Here is a 14884-nt window from a genome sequence, read left to right as displayed (position 1 = left end):
GTTCAAACGCCTGGCCGTCCGCTGGGAACGCCGACTCGACCTGCACAACGCCCTCGTCTCCCTCGCCAGCGGCCTCATCTGCTGGCGACGCCTGAAACACCGCACACCATGATCGTGTTACGAGCTCCTATGAGTGCGGCCTTCTTCACTCCGACATCCTCCTGCGCCCTTTCCGCACCGCCCGGCCGTCCGGGAAAACCACGTTCCTCCCGGACGACCCACGCCATCCCTGTAGAGATCACCGGCCGGATAATCTGGTGCCGCGCACGACGCATTCCCCCTCGACAGTCTGATCCGAAGCAGGCAAAAGCCCGCCATTCCGGGAGTTTCCCGAGGCACTTTCGACTGTAGGGGCGAATCACTGTCGCCCCAACTGGGCTTCACTGAAGTCTGCAACGGGCTCGTCGGAGTGGCTGGTTGGGCGGGTTCGACATGGTGAAGCACCGGACGTTTCTTGGGGTGACAGGAACAGGAACATATTCTCGACGACTCCCCCGTTCTCAATTCCTCCAGGGAGTCGACTTGCCCTATTCCCTGCATCAGGGTGATGCCCTGACGGTGATGGCCGCCCTGCCTGACCAGGCGGTCGACTGCGTCATCACCGACCCGCCCTACAACTCCGGTGGCCGGACAGCGGCCGAACGCACCAGCCGCACCGCACGCACGAAGTACGTCAGCGGTGGGGTCCGTCACCATCTCGCGGATTTCGACGGCGAGAACAAGGACCAACGCAGCTACGGTTATTGGCTCACCCTCAACCTGACCGAGTCCTACCGCCTCGCCAAACCCGGAAGCCCGGTGCTGATCTTCAGCGACTGGCGACAGGTATCCACCACGGCGGACGCACTCCAAGCCGCCGGATGGACCTGGCAGGGAATGGCCACGTGGCACAAGCCAGCCGCCCGTCCCCGGAAAGGGGGACTGCGTCAGGACAGCGAATACATCGTCTGGGGAACCAAGGGGCGGATCGCCGCCTCCCGCAATCCGATCTATCTCCCCGGCCTGTACTCCGCCTCACAGCCCCGCAAGGACCGCAAGCACATCACGCAAAAACCTCTGGCGGTGATGCGGCAACTGGTGCGGATATGCCCACCCGCAGGAACGGTACTCGACTTCTGCGCCGGCTCCGGATCGACCGGCGTTGCCGCCCTCCAAGAAGGCCGGGACTTCATCGGCATCGAGATGAGCCCGCACTACATCGGCATCGCCCGCGGCCGACTGGAGACCGCGCTCCACCAGACCACCGACCAGGACGACCTGGACCTCGCCGGCCCCGAGGAGCACTGAACCATGCCCCACACTCCCGAACCCGCCGACCCCGAAGCGGAGTCGACAGAAGCAGCCGAGCCGGAACCCGTCGAGGGAGACCTGCCGGAGCCGATACGCCTGGACCCCGCCGACCTCGCCGCCGGCTTCGCCCGCCTCAGCAACGTCTTCGCCACCGCCGGCGACACCGAAGACGAGACGGGGGCCGTCGAAGACCTCCCCGACGACGCCCCACCTCGCCCGGCGGGGGCCGGCTTCATCCTCCTCAAGCGCGGTCGCGCCCACGCCCGCGAACTCGCCCGCCTGACACGGTGGGTCGACGACATCCTGCTGCCGACCTACGGCCGGGAGATCTCCACCCAGGCGCCCTGGTGCCCCTGGTGGCCCCAGCACCCGGAGGCCGTCGCACGCCTGCACGCCCTCTGGCTGTCCTGGCGGCAGCACATCGCCCCCGACGCCGGACCGAGCGGCCCCGCGATCTGGCACAGGGACTTCCTGGACCACACGATGGCTCAACTCCGCAGCCCCGGTGGCCCGTTCGCCGCGTGCACGACCCACCCCCACCGCCGAGCCCACCGCCTCCTGCCCCCGCCCCCCGCGACGGAACACGATGAGCCCGCCTCCACCAGCGTGGCGGCCTGATGCCGGCCCGCTTCGGCTTCGCCGCCGACCCCCGCGCCATCGAGGACCTCCGCCACCTGCCCACCACCATCCGCGACCTGGCCCTCCTGCAACTCCAGGGCCTGGTCCACGGCGAACAACGAGGCACTCCCCTCGGGACACGTGCCGGCGTGGACCTCTCGGGCTACCGGCGACTCCACGTCGATCCGGACGCCGAGTGGCGCATCGTCTTCCGCGAACGCGCCGCTCCTCCCCGCTCCCGACTCGGTTTCCGCCGCGAGATCTTCGTCATCGCCATCGGCGCGCGCGAGGCACACGAGGTGTACAACACCGCGGCCCGCCGCCTCGGCCGCCTCCCCGACCACACCCCCACACCGCAACACCTCTCCGTCCTCAACACCGTCCCCCGCACGCCGCCTCCCGCGACAGCCCTCACCAACCCGCCTCCTGGACACCGCCGATGACCACCACCACGCTCCCCACGCCGACCTGGCACACCCTCACCGACCGCCACCTAGACCACGCCACCACCGCCGTCGAGATCCTGGCCCGGCCCTGGACCACACGCCTGCTCCACGCCATCCACCAGCACGGCCCGTCCACCGCCGCCGAGCTGTCCCGAGCGATACCCCACCTGCCCCGCGCCACGGCCGAGGACCACCTCACCCGGCTCGCCGACGAACACCTCCTCCACCCGCTGATCCACACCGGCCCCGCCCTGTGGTCCCCGACCCCGGCCGCACGGGCACTCGGCCCCCTCCACCACCAGCTCCTGCACTGGTGGCCCGAAACCTCAGCCCACCACTCCCGCACCCAGCGCATCGAACACGCACTCACCCTCCTCGCCCGACGCCACACCCTCCTGATCCTGTCCACCCTCGCCACCACCGGCCCGACCACCCTGCACGCCCTCGCCCAACGGCACCTCACCACCATCTCCCGCGCCACCGTCTACGCACGCGGCACACAGCTCCTCCTCCACAAGCTCCTGACCTCCAGGCACCCCACCGGCAGCGGACGCGGCCAGGCATACGAACTCACCCACCACGCGCACGCGCTCCCACCGATCCTCGAACGCCTCTCGGGCTGGTACACCACGCACCAACAGCCCTCCCGCGCCTCGTCCGGCCTCGGGGCGGTCCTGCCCTACCGGCCCAGCGACCTGTTCTCCGACACCGACCTCGCCATCGACCGGTGAACCCGACGAGCCCCGACTCCCCCTCGCCCGAACCGAACTGGGTCACCCCCGCCTACCTGGCCGGTGCGCGCAACGTTCCCGAGCACGCCCTCGCCCCACTCCTCGACAGGAACTGGCCCCACCACGACGACGCCTCCGGCAACTTCTACCTCTCCAGCCCCGACCAGACCCTCCGCATCGGCTACCTCCCCGAACCGGCCCCCTCGCCCCTCTGGCGCATCAGCGCGAGCCCCGACCCCTTCGACCGCCCCCTGTGGACCGCGCAGGCCAGCGCCCAGACGCCCGAGGAACTCCTGCGGCCCCTCTTCGCCCGACTCGGCCAGATGTGGGAGCACGGCAACCAGCAACACCTGATCGGCCCGCTCGCCCCCTACCTCGCCACCACCCCACTGGAGAAGGCCGGCTGGCAGACCCAGCAGCTCCCCGGCCGGCTGACGACAACCTCCCCGGACGTCCAAGCCGTCCTCATCCACACCCCATCGCCCCACCGACCGAACGCCGACGCGTTCACCCGCCCCTCGACGGCGTGGCAGATCGGCGCGGGCCGCGGCGAGCCAGCCTGGTGGGCCACCTTCACCCAGGCCACGCCGACCCCGCTGCTCGCCACCTTCACCACCGCACTGACCGACCCCACCCCGGTGCGCCGCCCACACTCCCAAGCCCGCACCCGCGCCACCGACTTCACCGCCACACGGGCCCCCGATGCGCACCAGCCGCAGACGTCCGACCTTCCTTCGCCGCCCCGCGCCCGGCCCCCGTCAACGCCAGTGGGCGGGGGCCCGAGCCGTTGACGCTCGGGCCCACGGCTGACATATCGCCTGACACGACGGATGCGCTCACGCCTTCCGCTTGTCGTCGATCTCGGCGATCAGGGCCTCGATACGGGTGCGGATCTCGTCACGGATGGGGCGGACGGCCTCCACGCCCTGCCCGGCGGGGTCGTCCAGGGTCCAGTCGCGGTAGTGCTTGCCGGGGAAGATGGGACAGGCGTCGCCGCAGCCCATGGTGATGACGTAGTCGGATGCACGCACGGCCTCGGCGGTCATCGCCTTGGGCTGTTCGGCGGCGATGTCGACGCCCACTTCCTTCATTGCCTCCACGGCGGCCGGGTTGACCAAGTCGGCGGGCAGGGAGCCGGCAGAACGGACCGCGATCCGGTCGCCGGCGAGGTGGACGAGGAAACCGGCGGCCATCTGGGAGCGGCCGGCGTTGTGGACGCAGACGAACAGCACCGAGGCGACCGGCGCGATGGGGTGCGGGGTGGCAGGGGGCATCGCTCATTCCTTACGCGCAGCAGGACAGCAGCATCAGCCAGGACTGATGTCAGTCTCAAGTGATGTGACAGTATCAGTGCATGGTGACTTCAGTTGGGACTGATCTGATGCGGGTGCTGGCCGACCCGCTCCGGCTCAAGATCGTGACGCTGCTGGCGCGCGAGACCTTGTGTACGACGCACCTGGTGGAGGAGACCGGCGCGAAGCAGACGAACCTGTCCAACCACCTGCGGGTGCTGCGCGAGGCCGGGGTAGTGGACACCGAGCCGTGCGGCCGGTTCACCTACTACCGGCTGCGGCCCGAGGTGTTGGAGACGATGGCCGGGCAGTTCACGGATCTGGCCGCCACCGCCCGCGCCACCGCCGATCAGAACCGGAAGCGGGCCTGCCCGTGACCACCACCAGCAACCCGCCCGCCCCCGAACGAGCGACGAACCTGGAACCGGGAGATGACGCGGGGATCGTCGCGAAGCTCTCCACCCTCGACCGCTTCCTGCCGCTGTGGATCATCGCCGCCATGGCCGCCGGACTGCTGCTCGGGCGGGCGGTGAACGGGCTGGACGACGCGCTGGCCGGCCTTGAGGTCGGCGGGATCTCCCTGCCCATCGCGATCGGCCTGCTGGTCATGATGTACCCGGTACTGGCCAAGGTCCGCTACGACGCCACCAGCCTGCGCACCGTCACCGGCGACCGCCGCCTCATGGCCTCCTCCCTGGTGATCAACTGGGTACTGGGACCGGCGGTGATGTTCGCCCTCGCGTGGATCTTTCTGCCCGACCTGCCGGAGTTCCGCACCGGCCTGATCATCGTCGGCCTCGCCCGCTGCATCGCCATGGTGATCATCTGGAACGACCTCGCGTGCGGGGACCGCGAGGCAGCCGCCGTCCTGGTCGCGCTCAACTCCGTCTTCCAGGTCCTGGCCTTCGGCCTGCTGGGCTGGCTCTACCTCGACCTGCTGCCCGGCTGGCTGAACCTCGGCGAGGGCGAGAACCTCGACATCTCCGCCGCCGAGATCGCCCTCAACGTCCTCGTATTCCTTGGCGTCCCGCTGATCGCCGGCTTCGCCACCCGCCGCATCGGCGAGCAGCGGCTCGGCCGGGAGCGCTATGAGGCGCGCGTGCTGCCCCGGATCGGGCCGTGGGCGCTGTACGGGCTGCTGTTCACCATCGTGCTGTTGTTCGCCCTCCAGGGCGACGCCATCACCTCCGCCCCCTGGGACGTCGCCCGCATCGCCCTGCCGCTGCTCGTGTACTTCGCGGTCATGTGGTTCGGCTCCTACGCCCTCGGCCGGGCCGCCGGACTGCCCTACGACCGCACCGCCACCCTCGCGTTCACCGCCGCCGGCAACAACTTCGAACTCGCCATCGCCGTCGCGATCGGCACCTTCGGCGTCACCAGCGGCCAGGCCCTGGCCGGCGTCGTCGGTCCACTCATCGAGGTGCCCGTCCTGGTGGCGCTGGTGTACGTCTCCCTGGCCCTGCGGCGCCGGCACGCCGTGGCCAAGGGCTGACAGACGAAGCCAGCCCTGCGCGGGCGTCACCGCCCAACGCCGCGCGGAACTGGCGGTCACCCGCGCCGGGCGGTGCGCCGCAGCCTGCTCAGCACGTGGCGCGCGTCGCGGGCGGCGCCGCGCAGGGAGTTGGAGGCGAAACCGCGCTGGAACTCGATACCCACGTAGCCCAGCCCGGGCACGGTGGTGGACACGCCCAGGCGGTGCAGCGGCCGGTGCTGGTCATCGAGCGCGGGGGTACCGGCGAGGTAGGGATAGCGGTGGCGGTAGCCGGTGGCCCAGATGACGGCGTCAACCGCTTCCTGGGTGTCGTCCGCCCAGATCACGCCGTCCTCGGTGAGCGCGGTGAACATGTCCCGCCGCTCCACGCCGCCCTTCTCCAAGGCGGCCTTGTAGGTGCCGTCATCGAGCACGGAGACCGGCAGCTTGGCCAGTTGCCGTCGCATGGGGGCGATGTCCAGGCCGGTGCACCGGGTCCACCAGTGGATGTCCCGGCCGAGGATGTACTGGGCCGTCCACCGCACAGGCGCGCGGGTGGCAAGGGTGACGCGGGCGAGCGGGGCGAGGTCGGCGGCGATCTGGATCGCGGAGTTCCCCGCACCCACCACGACCACGCGCGCGCCTTCGAAGTCCGTCGGAGCGCGGTAGTCGGCGGAGTGCAGCTGCCGCCCTCCGAAGAGTTCGCGGCCAGGCAGGGCGGGGGTATGGGGGTGGGCGAAGACGCCCGAGGCCGCCACCACGGTCCGCGCCGACCACTGCTCGCCGTTCCCGGTCTCCACGGTGAGCCCGCCACCGACGGCGGACCGAACCGCGGTCACGCGGGCGCCGGTGCGGATGTCGGCGTCCAGGCCCTTGCCGACGGTGCGCAGGTAGTCGGCGACCTCGTCCCGCGCCGGGTAGCGGTCGGGGTCGCCGGGAAAGGGGTGGCCGGGCAGGGCGGAGTACCGGGCCGGGGAGAACAGGGTCAGGCTGTCGTAGTACAACGGCCAGGAGCCGGCCGTGTCGCCGCCGGCCTCCAGGACCAGCGGCCGGGACCAACCAGTGCGGGTGGCGACGGCTGCCGTGGACAGTCCGGACTGCCCCGCGCCGATGATCAGGAGGTCAACGTGTTCCATGGTGGGTGCTCCAGCAGCAGATAGTTCGTTTTTTACCGTCCGGGAGGTCGACGCACGCAGCGGCCTGAGCCTCTCGATCGCCTCGGAGCACCGGGCGCTCTCGCGCCGGCGGGTCGCTGTGGGCCGGGCGCGACGGGCGGCAGCTCCGCTACCGCGCCGACGGCCCCCGGACCGCGCAGCGGCTGGCCGCCCCGAAGAGCTACCTCACTGACTGCTGCACACCCGACTGGCGGCCGGACAGGAAACCCGAGGGCCGGGAGTCAGGTGGCGGTGCGCAGGTCGAGCGTCGCGGACATCGCGGCCACCACCGAGGGGGCGACGGCGTAGTAGACCCAGGTACCGCGGCGCTCGGAGGTCAGCAACCCGGCCTCGCGCAGCTTCTTCAGGTGGTGGCTGACGGTGGGCTGGGAGACGCCGACGTCGGCGATGTCGCACACGCACGCCTCGCCCCCGGGGTGGGAGGCCACCTTCGAGAACAGGCGAAGCCGCACCGGGTCCGAGAGCGCCTTGAACATCGCGGCCATCCGCTCCGCGTCCTCCGCGGACAGCTCCGCGGCCGTCAGCGGCGGGCAGCACGGCACCACCGCATCGTCCGGTTCAAGGACCGGGAGCCCGACCGTCTTCTGCTTCGACATTCTTCTATGTTGACACTCATCGATACCGCGTGGCAATCTCCGGGCATCGACAGACGTCGAAACAGTGAGGGAGCGCTGATCATGCCGGAGCCTGCTGCTCTGCCCGTCGCCGTCATCGGCGCCGGCCCCATCGGCCTTGCCGCCGCCGCCCACCTGATCGAACGCGGCATCCAGCCGCTGATCCTGGAACGCGGGGACCACGCTGGCGCCGCGGTACGGGAATGGGGCCACGTGCGGCTGTTCTCCACCTGGGCCGAGCTGGTCGACCCCGCCTCCGAGAAGCTGCTCGCCCCCGCCGGCTGGGTCCGCCCCGCGCCAGACACCTACCCGACCGGCGCCCAGTGGGCCGAGGACTACCTCCAGCCGCTGGCAGACACCCTCGGCGAACGCGTCCACTACGGCACCACCGTCACCGGGGTGGCCCGCGCCGGACGGGACCGCGTGGTCGACTCCGGCCGCGACACCCAACCCCTCACCGTGCATGTCACCACCGCCGACGGCGACGAGGAACGGATCACCGTCCGCGCCGTCATCGACGCCTCCGGCACCTACACCACCCCCAACCCCCTCGGCGCCGACGGCTACCCCGCCACGGGAGAGCGCGCCCTGGCCGCCCAGGGCCGCATCACCTACCGTGTCCCGGACTTCAGCAACCCGGCCGTCCGCGCGTCCTTCGCCGGCCAGCGCACCGCCGTGGTCGGCACCGGCGCCTCCGCCTTCACCGTCCTCGCCGGCCTGGCCGACCTCGCCAAGGCCCCGGACGGCACCGGCACGCACGCGGTATGGGTACTGCGCCGCGGCATCTCCGGCTCCACCTTCGGCGGCGGCACCGCCGACCAACTCCCCGCTCGGGGCGCCCTCGGCCTGGCCGCCAAGGCCGCCGTCGAAAGCCGGCACGCCAACGCGGTCACCGGCTTCCGCACCACCGCCGTCGAACACGACGCAGACCGCCTGGTGCTCGTCGCCGACGACGGCCGCCGCACCGATCCCGTCGACCAGATCATCGTGCTCGCCGGACTGCGCCCCGACCTGACCTTCCTCTCCGAAGTGCGCCTTGGACTGGACGAACGCCTCTCCGCCCCCGTACGCCTGGCACCCCTCATCGACCCCAACCAGCACTCCTGCGGCACCGTCTACCCCCACGGCGTCAACGAACTCTCCCACCCCGAAGAGGACCTGTACCTCGCCGGAATGAAGTCCTACGGCCGCGCCCCCACCTTCCTCGCCATGACCGGCTACGAACAGGTCCGCTCCATCGCCGCCCACCTCGCAGGCGACAGGGAAGCAGCCCAGCGAGTGGAACTGACTCTCCCGGAGACCGGGGTGTGCGGTGGCGCCGGCCTCTTCGAACAGAGCACGGCCCAGGAGGCGGCGAGCGAACGCTGCGCCCCCGCGCCGCAGCTCGTCCCACTCGGAGTCGGCGCCTCGACCGCGACAGAGAACGCGTCATCGGACGGCTGTTGCGGCTCGTAAACGACCCCCCGCTCACGAGTACGGGACCGTGATCGGTTCGCCGGCGCTTTCACGGCCCCCCTGACACGTGCGTCCCCACCCCTTCAGCTGTTCAGCTCTCCGCGCCACAGCCGTTCGCTGGCGCGTTTGGCTTTGCGGCGGGCGCATCGGCGGGTCCGTCGCCGCGAAGCGCCGCGCACGCTGCCACCGGTCACCCGGTAGTCGCCGAACTCGTCGCACGGCCACGGGCCGAGCTTGTAGTTCTGCACCGCCATGACGCGCTCCCGTTACCAGTAGATGCCGGCGAACGTGCCGTCGAACCCCAAGGCGCGGTCTCTTGCCGCTGGATCGGTGTGGTAGCGGTGGATGCGGCCGAAGTGCTGGCGGAACCAGTCGGCAGGTATCCGGGGTTCGTGCCACTGTCGGGTGCAGCGGCAGCGCACGGATACCTGGTCGGTGGCGAGTTGGAGGATGAACAGCCAGTCGCGCTGGGCGCCGCAGGCGTCGCAGGTCAAAAGCCCGCCAGGCAACGGCATCGCGAAGGGATAGGGCCAGACCCAGTCCGTCACGTCTCGGCCTGGGCCAAGAGCCTCGGCGGTGTCCGGACAGGTCGTCGAACGCCCCTCGGCGGAGGAGGGGGCCGCGTCGGTCGGCGGGCGGTGAGCCCGCCGCATGAGTCGGTTGAACACCTCACCCCTCCTACGGTCACGTGACTGTCGTCGCGCGGGACAGCATCATGCGGCTCTACCTTCTCCCTGGGTCTGCCCTAGCCATTCGTAGGGTTGTGGCACCCAGGGGAGCTGGGTGTGGCTTTCATGCGGCTGCCGTCCGTGGCTTCGCTGGCTTGGCCGCCCGGCTCCCCACGACGACTCGGCCGCCGATTGGGAAGTGCGAGAAAGTCGCTGCGTAGAGCAATGCCGGCGAGGTCGTCCGTGGTATGCAAGACAGGTACGACCGACTGGAGCACGATGAGCCGGATATGGGCCGGGATCGACTGCGGAAAGACCCACCACCACTGCGTGGTCGTCGACGCCGAAGGCGCCACCCTGCTGTCGCGACGGGTGGCCAACGATGAGCCGCAGCTTCTTGAACTCCTGCGTGACGTGCTCGCCCGGGCCGACGGAGACGAGACGACCTGGGCTTTGGACATGACTGGTGGGAGCCCGGCCTGCTGATCGCCCTGCTGGTCAACCACGGCCAGGAACTCCTCTACATCCCCGGGCGGGTGGTCAACCGGGCCGCCGACGCCTACCGCGGCGAGGGCAAGACCGACGCCCGGGACGCCCACGTCATCGCCGACCAGGCCCGCATGCGCCAGGACCTGCAACCCGTCCGCCCCGGCGACGAAGCGACCATCGAGCTGAAACTGCTGACCGGGCACCGCATCGACCTGGTCACCGACCGCACGAGCCTGCTGCGGTTTCTGCGGAGGTGGTACGGCGCCCAGAAATCACCCAATGCGAGACTGAGGGAATCGCCTGGCGTGCCCAGGGAGCTTGTCGAGTGGCATGAAATCTCTGCCCAGTGGGGCGGAGAGATCACTTCACACAACTACGCCATCCCCCTGGCGGAACTCGCAGCAGAAGACGGAAAGATTCCGTTCTGGGTCGAGAACCAAGGGACCTGGGTTTGGGCATTCGACCCAAAAAGCGAAGAAAGCTCCGTGTATGAGCGACATCCATCCGACGAACCGACCCCGTGGCGACGCACTGGCGAGCGGCTCTCAGATTTCTTGATTCACGCCACCATCCTGGAGGCAATCCTGTGGCGCTCCTGCGGCGAAAGTAGCGCAAGGAGTCCCGATAGATTGGCTCTGGTCCCGAGAAGGAAGCCATGAGCTCCCCTTCCCTCCATGCAACTGGCCGGCCCGCGATTCGCGGATCCTCCTCGGCGAGAGCTGGCTGGCTCTCGTCCACCCGAGCGACAATCCCGACGCCGGCCATGACATCACCCTGCAGCGAGGGCACCAGGTGCTCTCTCTCCTGGGCGGAGGAGATGCCAGGAGTCAAGTGGCGCACGTACTCCGGCGTTCAGGACTTCACAACCGATGAACCACTGCCCTGGTAGATGGTGAAACACGAATTGGTGGCCGATCCATCTGAATCGGCCACCGATTACTTTCGGACTCAGTCAGTCAGGAAGTCCCGTGAACTTCTCAGTCGTACGACGCGAGATCACCCACAACTGAACCCCCTCGGGCATCATGTCTGGCAATGTACTTCTACATGTTCCGCAGGTCCCCGTCGGGTAGTCGATGCAGAGGACAGCCGTTCTGACACCTGGATTCATGCGCAAGAACGCTGCTGCGTGAGTCTCCACGTGCTCCCCGTTAGCTCTCGTTCGCCCTTTGCCCTGAGGGGCCTCCATGACCAGTCCCATGGCGCACAATCGAGGCGACACTGACGGCCGGCGCCCGCTTGACGCACATCTGTGCCCAGCTGCTGGAGTAGAAGCAGCCGTGGGCGCGGACCGACTCCCCCTTCGGCGCGGTGACGGCGCCGACACTCACTCCCCGGCACGAAACAGCAGGCAGTCACCCACTCAAGTAAACCGCAGGCAAACCAGGGCACCGCAAGCATGCGATGACCCGAGATACGCAAGCCACTCACTGATCAGGAAGCATTTGACATCCCTGACGCCCCAGTTGCCGTCCGCTGACATTGCCGTCAAACGGCATGAGCCCTCGGAGGACCTCATGTCGATGGCTACAAGATTTCAGTCAACCATTCCCAGTCGCCGGGCCTGGCACGCAGTCGTACGAACCCTTGCTCCAGGCAGTCATTGAGGCTGGAAGATTCGGCACGGATAAATCCCTGCTCACCTAGCCCCGGCCCCGACATTACCAACGTCCAAGGCTCTCCACCTTCCGCCATCCTCTCATCATCCACCTTTAGGATGACAGTGACGCCAGAGCGGCCCAACTTGTCCATGAGCTGCTCGATATCCATCACTTTTGCTCCCATCAATAGCCTCTCAAGGCTGCCGATATGTCACTGACATCACGCAGCTGACCTTTGCTTACCCTGTCGATGACACTTCGGAGATCAGCGGAAGTGGGACCGCTCGTGACACCGTTCCGTTCCATCAACTGTTCAACGGTAGCCTGAGCAGTTCGCTTATTTCCATTGTTGAACATGTGGCTTCCCGCGATATCCCGGATCACAACCGCCGACTTATCCCAGAAGCTGTCATAGCGACTGGCATTAGCCAGGGTGCTTGCTGGCGAACCATTCAACAACGTCTCCCCACCGAAACCGCGATTAATATCGGCGATCTCGTCCGGGCTGACACCCACCTTGAACCCGCCAGTCAGCGGGCAGTTGGAATTGTGAACCAGAACCGGAGTCTGTCCCGCCAGCACATAGTACGTGTGCAGTCCCTCGACCGTGAGGTTGTGGACCGTGCTGGCTCGGGTGTGCCGGGTGAGGGTGGTGACGGTGGTCGTGGTGCCGTCGGGGGCGGTGAGTTCGGTGCCGACCGTCAACTCTGCGGCGTCGGTCCAGGCGCGAGTGGTCTGGTTCCAGAAGGGGTCTGCGTCGGTGGCGGTGAGGGTGGTGGGGCCTTCCTCGGTGGCGAGGGTGAGAGCGGTGAGGTGCTTGGTTCCGGTGCTGGTGATCTCGGCGGTGACGGTACGCGGGCTGGTCTCGCCGGTCTCGGGGTCGGTGGCCAGAACCTTGTCGCCGATGCGGAGTTCCTCGATGGGGCGGGTGGTGCCGTCGGCCATCAGGACGTGGGTGCCGGCCACGAAGCTGTTACACGCGTCGCCCACATTGCGGCGCAATGTCGTGCCCAGTTCGGACGCGTTCTCCAGGAGGCGGTCGACGAACTTCAGCCCTTTGCCCTGAGGGGCTTCCATGACCAGCCCCATGGCGCACAATCGAGGCGACACTGACGGCCGGCGCCCGCTTGACGCACATCTGTGCCCAGCTGCTGGAGTAGAAGCAGCCGTGGGCGCGGACCGACTCCCCTTCGGCGCGGTGACGGCGCCGGCACTCGCTCCCCGGCACGAAACAGCAGGCAGTCACCCACTCAAGTAAACCGTCAGGCAAACCAGTGCACCGCAACCATGCAAAAAAACGCCTCGCCATCCGCTGGGAACGCCGACTCGACCTACACAACGCCCTCGTCGCCCTCGCCAGCGGACTCATCTGCTGGCGCCGCCTGCAACGCCAACTGAATGAGGATCATCGTCTTACTGCAAGCCAGCCCTGGCCCGCTCCCAGGAAGAGAGAACCGGAGCCGAGGAATTCTCACACCGGCTCACGTATGTTTCGGGCACACCGTTAAATATCTCTGCGCCAGAAATGGGGCCGCCACCAATAGAGCGCCATTCGATCACTGGGCCACGGCATCTCTTGCACAAACGTGGGCTCGAAGTTGTCTCGCTCAAGATCTGCAACCCTAAATCCGACATCCAGCACTTCAGTCTCCCTTGGAGCCCTCACCAGATCACTGAAGCGGCTATCGCTGACGCCGGACCTCAGATAGTTTTGCTGAGCATCCGCTAGGGTTATGCCGTTCGCCCCGCCAGCATATAGCGGCCAACGCAACTGTAGAAGGTCATCCTCCCAGTAGCAGATCGAGCGAACCATTGATGACCCTGGCGGTTCTATGACCGCAACACGGGCAGGGGGAAACGACGTCACGAAACGCCATTATGGGATGATCACCTCCGGCCAATTATCAAAATACCCAGGGAAATCACCGAAACCACGTCGGAGAAACTGTAGGACAGCCCCACTGCCCCTCGCACACTTCTGGCGTTGATCGCGCCGTGAGCCCGTCAAGTTTCCACGATCGATGCGCCGAAAGAGGGGTTATCACGACGCAACTGAACAAGCATGAGGAGCAGATCCACAACGGTAAACCCCGGCGTCTTCAGCGCGACATCATTACACCCGTCGACAATCACAACCCATACCCCAACCATAGGAAAGAAAGAACTGGAGTCGAGGAACTCCCACCCCGACCTATGCGCGTCGGGTACACCTGCCAACACCCAGGCACAGTATGGGATTCACCAGCAGAACCCGGGAGACACGACAGCCCAGATACGCGCGAACTACTGAGGCCGAAACTCAATCTCGGAGACGGCGGAGACAATACCAACGGCGAGAGCTTTCGAGTTCTCGCGAAAAGCGCCGACCCGCCAATAGTAAGTCTCTTCACTCAGAAAAAACTCTGGAAGACTGACAAGCAGGGCGTAAATACCGTGAATCTCCTCACGGCGCACATTTAGAATGAGACGACTTCCAGCAACGGCGCGTTCCGCGCGCTCTAGAAGGTTACGCAGGTCTCCCCCTGAGCCCCCCAATACGACCTCCAGCCCCATCTCATCATCAATCATCTCCGTCAGGGCAGACAATGAATTCACGAGGAGCCCGTATTGCGATTCTGTCAGCCGAAGTTGATACCCCCCGGCGATCCCTTCGATTTGCATCTTGATTCTCATCAGCTCACCTGGGGCTAAATCTGCTCGAAAAACTCTCTGGACTCATAACGTACCCGTGAATCATTCGGGTAGTACCAATTACCGCTACACCTCTTTCGGAATCATACACCGCAAACGCCTGAGACGCCCCTTCCTCGACCCGAGAGTCGACATGCGTGAAGTCTCGCCGAGAGAATCCCGAGAAATATTCCGCGAGCGCTTCCGGGTCATGACCAATTCCGGGAATGGTGTGACTAAGGGCTGTCCCGTAATTGATCTACGACGTGCTGTTTGACCTGCCTGTTTCTTCGTCAGTTGGCGAGGTTGAGGTTGTGTAGGCGGGCGATGCCGAGCATGGCGTGGTGGACGCCGTCGCCTTTGA

General features: G+C 67.3%; 18 protein-coding genes and 1 pseudogene. 9 read left to right on the top strand and 10 right to left on the bottom strand.

The features are described from left to right. The first annotated feature begins 522 nt into the window (after window positions 1-522). From FH715_RS27690 to FH715_RS27670, 5 genes are read left to right on the top strand one after another with little or no spacing between them, the layout of a single operon-like run. Complete coding sequence (locus tag FH715_RS27690; protein WP_139650213.1) at window positions 523-1287, top strand: DNA-methyltransferase; 765 nt, start codon at window positions 523-525, stop codon at window positions 1285-1287. Between the two features lie 3 nt (window positions 1288-1290). Further along, a complete protein-coding gene (locus tag FH715_RS27685) occupies window positions 1291-1908 on the top strand; it encodes a DUF4913 domain-containing protein (protein WP_139650211.1) in 618 nt (205 codons plus the stop codon). Beyond that, on the top strand, window positions 1908-2351 hold the full coding sequence (locus FH715_RS27680; RefSeq protein WP_246109028.1) for a type II toxin-antitoxin system RelE family toxin: 444 nt from the start codon (window positions 1908-1910) through the stop codon (window positions 2349-2351). The genes FH715_RS27685 and FH715_RS27680 overlap by 1 nt, the downstream gene beginning before the upstream one ends. Beyond that, on the top strand, window positions 2348-3085 hold the full coding sequence (locus FH715_RS28445) for a hypothetical protein (protein WP_170184852.1): 738 nt from the start codon (window positions 2348-2350) through the stop codon (window positions 3083-3085). Before FH715_RS27680 ends, FH715_RS28445 begins: the two co-directional genes overlap by 4 nt. Next, complete coding sequence (locus tag FH715_RS27670) at window positions 3082-3876, top strand: SPDY domain-containing protein (protein WP_170184851.1); 795 nt, start codon at window positions 3082-3084, stop codon at window positions 3874-3876. Before FH715_RS28445 ends, FH715_RS27670 begins: the two co-directional genes overlap by 4 nt. Window positions 3877-3921: 45 nt before the next feature. Here FH715_RS27670 and FH715_RS27665 read toward each other — a convergent pair whose 3' ends face one another. After that, window positions 3922-4359, bottom strand: coding sequence for an arsenate reductase ArsC (locus tag FH715_RS27665; protein ID WP_139650202.1), 438 nt, complete (start codon window positions 4357-4359; stop codon window positions 3922-3924). Between the two features lie 80 nt (window positions 4360-4439). Between FH715_RS27665 and FH715_RS27660 the strand changes: the two genes are divergently transcribed. Together FH715_RS27660 and arsB are read left to right on the top strand one after the other, a co-directional pair. Beyond that, on the top strand, window positions 4440-4754 hold the full coding sequence (locus FH715_RS27660) for an ArsR/SmtB family transcription factor (RefSeq protein ID WP_139650200.1): 315 nt from the start codon (window positions 4440-4442) through the stop codon (window positions 4752-4754). 41 nt (window positions 4755-4795) lie between these two features. Continuing rightward, window positions 4796-5869 (top strand): ACR3 family arsenite efflux transporter, encoded by a 1074-nt coding sequence (gene arsB / locus FH715_RS27655; protein WP_139650215.1) that lies wholly within the window; start codon window positions 4796-4798, stop codon window positions 5867-5869. 56 nt (window positions 5870-5925) lie between these two features. Here the strand turns inward: arsB and FH715_RS27650 are convergent, their stop codons facing one another. Beyond that, a complete protein-coding gene (locus FH715_RS27650) occupies window positions 5926-6984 on the bottom strand; it encodes a flavin-containing monooxygenase (RefSeq protein WP_139650198.1) in 1059 nt (352 codons plus the stop codon). Window positions 6985-7244: 260 nt separating this feature from the next. Continuing rightward, window positions 7245-7619, bottom strand: a complete 375-nt coding sequence (locus FH715_RS27645) for an ArsR/SmtB family transcription factor (RefSeq protein WP_139650197.1) — start codon at window positions 7617-7619, stop codon at window positions 7245-7247. Between the two features lie 81 nt (window positions 7620-7700). Here FH715_RS27645 and FH715_RS27640 point away from each other — a divergent pair, with 81 nt between their 5' ends. Further along, window positions 7701-9092 (top strand): FAD-dependent oxidoreductase, encoded by a 1392-nt coding sequence (locus tag FH715_RS27640; protein WP_139650195.1) that lies wholly within the window; start codon window positions 7701-7703, stop codon window positions 9090-9092. 83 nt (window positions 9093-9175) lie between these two features. Here FH715_RS27640 and FH715_RS28440 read toward each other — a convergent pair whose 3' ends face one another. Together FH715_RS28440 and FH715_RS27635 are read right to left on the bottom strand one after the other, a co-directional pair. Next, a complete protein-coding gene (locus tag FH715_RS28440; protein ID WP_170184850.1) occupies window positions 9176-9346 on the bottom strand; it encodes a hypothetical protein in 171 nt (56 codons plus the stop codon). A gap of 12 nt (window positions 9347-9358) precedes the next feature. Further along, the gene (locus FH715_RS27635; RefSeq protein WP_139650193.1) at window positions 9359-9760 is read right to left on the bottom strand and encodes a hypothetical protein; all 402 of its coding nucleotides are present in this window, start codon (window positions 9758-9760) and stop codon (window positions 9359-9361) included. 279 nt (window positions 9761-10039) lie between these two features. On the opposite strand from FH715_RS27635, the pseudogene FH715_RS27630 reads away from it, so the two are divergent. Continuing rightward, window positions 10040-10500 (top strand): annotated as a pseudogene (locus tag FH715_RS27630) (IS110 family transposase); the annotation flags it as partial. A gap of 701 nt (window positions 10501-11201) precedes the next feature. Here FH715_RS27630 and FH715_RS29630 read toward each other — a convergent pair. From FH715_RS29630 to FH715_RS27605, 5 genes are all read right to left on the bottom strand, one after another. Further along, window positions 11202-11438, bottom strand: coding sequence for a DddA-like double-stranded DNA deaminase toxin (locus tag FH715_RS29630; RefSeq protein WP_425472780.1), 237 nt, complete (start codon window positions 11436-11438; stop codon window positions 11202-11204). A gap of 338 nt (window positions 11439-11776) precedes the next feature. Further along, the gene (locus FH715_RS27620; RefSeq protein ID WP_246109027.1) at window positions 11777-12019 is read right to left on the bottom strand and encodes a hypothetical protein; all 243 of its coding nucleotides are present in this window, start codon (window positions 12017-12019) and stop codon (window positions 11777-11779) included. A gap of 14 nt (window positions 12020-12033) precedes the next feature. Further along, window positions 12034-12939 (bottom strand): polymorphic toxin-type HINT domain-containing protein, encoded by a 906-nt coding sequence (locus tag FH715_RS27615; protein WP_139650187.1) that lies wholly within the window; start codon window positions 12937-12939, stop codon window positions 12034-12036. 415 nt (window positions 12940-13354) lie between these two features. Then, a complete protein-coding gene (locus FH715_RS27610; RefSeq protein WP_246109029.1) occupies window positions 13355-13663 on the bottom strand; it encodes a CPCC family cysteine-rich protein in 309 nt (102 codons plus the stop codon). Between the two features lie 470 nt (window positions 13664-14133). Further along, entirely contained in the window at window positions 14134-14523 is a 390-nt protein-coding gene (locus FH715_RS27605; RefSeq protein ID WP_139650185.1) for a hypothetical protein, read from the bottom strand. Between the last annotated feature and the right edge of the window lie 361 nt (window positions 14524-14884).

Source organism: Streptomyces sedi (assembly GCF_006335015.1).
Taxonomy (GTDB): Bacteria; Actinomycetota; Actinomycetes; order Streptomycetales; family Streptomycetaceae; genus Streptomyces; species Streptomyces sedi.
Note: the sequence above shows the minus strand (reverse complement) of the source record. Positions and strands in the feature narration are given on the sequence as shown.

Bases quoted from the DNA above. Each gene is read 5' to 3' on its own strand.
- FH715_RS27665 (WP_139650202.1), bottom strand. From the start codon at position 4,359: ATGCCCCCTGCCACCCCGCACCCCATCGCGCCGGTCGCCTCGGTGCTG.
- FH715_RS27680 (WP_246109028.1), top strand. From the start codon at position 1,908: ATGCCGGCCCGCTTCGGCTTCGCCGCCGACCCCCGCGCCATCGAGGAC.
- FH715_RS27615 (WP_139650187.1), bottom strand. From the start codon at position 12,939: ATGGGGCTGGTCATGGAAGCCCCTCAGGGCAAAGGGCTGAAGTTCGTC.
- FH715_RS29630 (WP_425472780.1), bottom strand. From the start codon at position 11,438: ATGGAGGCCCCTCAGGGCAAAGGGCGAACGAGAGCTAACGGGGAGCAC.
- FH715_RS27650 (WP_139650198.1), bottom strand. From the start codon at position 6,984: ATGGAACACGTTGACCTCCTGATCATCGGCGCGGGGCAGTCCGGACTG.
- FH715_RS27660 (WP_139650200.1), top strand. From the start codon at position 4,440: ATGGTGACTTCAGTTGGGACTGATCTGATGCGGGTGCTGGCCGACCCG.
- FH715_RS27685 (WP_139650211.1), top strand. From the start codon at position 1,291: ATGCCCCACACTCCCGAACCCGCCGACCCCGAAGCGGAGTCGACAGAA.
- FH715_RS27620 (WP_246109027.1), bottom strand. From the start codon at position 12,019: ATGGATATCGAGCAGCTCATGGACAAGTTGGGCCGCTCTGGCGTCACT.
- FH715_RS27645 (WP_139650197.1), bottom strand. From the start codon at position 7,619: ATGTCGAAGCAGAAGACGGTCGGGCTCCCGGTCCTTGAACCGGACGAT.
- FH715_RS27640 (WP_139650195.1), top strand. From the start codon at position 7,701: ATGCCGGAGCCTGCTGCTCTGCCCGTCGCCGTCATCGGCGCCGGCCCC.
- FH715_RS27605 (WP_139650185.1), bottom strand. From the start codon at position 14,523: ATGAGAATCAAGATGCAAATCGAAGGGATCGCCGGGGGGTATCAACTT.
- FH715_RS28440 (WP_170184850.1), bottom strand. From the start codon at position 9,346: ATGGCGGTGCAGAACTACAAGCTCGGCCCGTGGCCGTGCGACGAGTTC.
- FH715_RS27610 (WP_246109029.1), bottom strand. From the start codon at position 13,663: ATGGTTCGCTCGATCTGCTACTGGGAGGATGACCTTCTACAGTTGCGT.
- FH715_RS28445 (WP_170184852.1), top strand. From the start codon at position 2,348: ATGACCACCACCACGCTCCCCACGCCGACCTGGCACACCCTCACCGAC.